The organism is Massilia sp. TWP1-3-3 (genome assembly GCF_049897805.1).
Classification (GTDB): domain Bacteria; phylum Pseudomonadota; class Gammaproteobacteria; order Burkholderiales; family Burkholderiaceae_D; genus Telluria_A.
In genome coordinates this window covers 1-1,976 of sequence record NZ_JAFCWX010000097.1, presented here as the reverse complement: position 1 = coordinate 1,976, position 1,976 = coordinate 1, and the positions used below count along the sequence as shown (strand labels likewise).

Annotated in this window: 1 pseudogene; it reads left to right on the top strand. The window is 54.4% G+C overall.

From position 1 onward, the window contains the following. Window positions 1-110: 110 nt before the first annotated feature. Window positions 111-1,976 (top strand): annotated as a pseudogene (locus ACP7D4_RS27915) (hypothetical protein); the annotation flags it as partial.

Sequence of the window (1,976 nt, the reverse complement as noted above, 5' to 3'; positions counted from 1 at the left end):
CAGGGATAGTAAAAATCCATGCTGGACGCCGCGATTTTAAGGTGATGTCAAGTGTTATTGTGAAAACATCGATAATAATTTACTGAAGTGCACGCCCATCGCTAACTTGGGTGGATTGGACCGAGACCTGGTCCGAACATGATGGACTCGGTCAACCGGGGCGCCATGTCGATATCAACGGAGTTGCTACGACTTTTGCGTATGGGATTAAAGGTACGCTGGCGTCAAGCACAAAGCTGTTGCCAAGCGGCAGTCGTGTTAGCACCTTCACCTATAACAAGGACCAGCAAATCACAGACGCTGTGTACGCCAACGGGGCTGCGTCGCGCTGGCGCTATTCGGCGGGTGGTCGCGTCGAATACGTGGGCGACGCGCTCAATCAATTCGCGCGAACCGGCCTCGACATTGCAAATAACGCACTTGAATATAGTTCGGATCGGCACCTTCCGGCACTTAGTAGCGGCACGCCTATGCCCGCAGCAGGGGGCACGTTCACATCCAAGACCGAGATGGACTCGCTCGGCCGACCGTACACGCAAACAGGCAACAAGAACCAGCGCATCCAGTATGAGTATGACAAAAATGGCAATTTGCTGTCGACAACGGACGTGCACAACAGGGCCACGCGCTACAGCTACGACGAACAAAATCGGCTGATTAGCTCGACTAGCATTAGTGGCTCAGTAACGACGATGAACTACGACAGCGAAGGCAATGTGGCCTGGGTGCGTGACCCGCGGCCCTTGCAGACTAACTACACGTACAACGGGTTTGGGCAAACCCTGAGTCAGCAAAGCCCGGATACCGGGGTGACCACGTACACCTACGATGCGGCCGGCGACGTCGATGTTGAGAGCCGCGCCGATGGGAAGAGCATCTCTTATGACTTCGACCTGCTCGGCCGAATCAAGACGCGCGCCAGTGCTGGGTTGACCGAGATTTTCAGCTATGACGCGGGGACGTATGGGAAAGGCCGGCTGACAGGCGTGAGCGACGCCAGTGGCCAGATAACATATGAATACAATGCCGCAGGCGAATTGGTGAAGCAAATCAATACCGTGCTAGGTCAGACGTTCACCACAACTTGGACTTACGATAACGCCGGTCGACTCAACAATATGTCGTACCCAACCGGCCTCGTCCTGACCTTCGGCTATGACGGCTACGGCCGCGTTAGCAGCGTGGTGAGCAATCTCGGCGGACCCTTCGCGACACTGGCTGATTCCTTCCTGTACCAGCCTGTAAGCGGCCAACGGTACGCATGGCGGTTCGGAAATAACTTGCCTCGCCTGGTTACTTTGGATACTGATGGCAGAATCGAGCAACTTTCAACCCCGGCAAAACACAGCGTCAATTTTAGCTATCGCAATGCCTACCTGGGCCAGCCCGACCTGATTGCTGCGATAACGGATAACGTCTATCCAGCAATGTCGGTGTCTGAATTTTCGTACTTGCAGGACGACAAGCTAGGAACCATTAGCCGAATTGGCGATGCGCAAACTATCTCCTATGATGCAAACGGCAACCGCACCACTCACGTGCGAAACGGCGTCAATTTCTCGTATGTGTCCAGTCCCCAAAGCAATCGACTCGATTCATGGAGCGGTGGTGGCCAGTACAGGAACTTTGCTTACGATGCGGCGGGCAATCTGACCAGTGAAGCACGCAGTGATGGCAGCCGCGCATACGAATATGGCCCCTTCAACCGGATGGCAAAGTCTTTCGTGAACGGCGCAATGGTGGGCGATTACAGGAATAACGCTTTTGACCAGCGGGTCTACAAGAACGCTGATGGCGTTGCCAAGCGATTCATCTACGGACCAGGTGGTGAACTGCTTGCGGAGATGGGTGGCTACACCAATCCACCCAAGTTAAGACCTTTCAACAGTTTTTCTGAGTCATCTTCTTGTGTGGTTTTACGCCGGGCTTCCTGGGCTTCGAACGATTCTCTCGATGTCGATAGGTCTTCCCGGCAA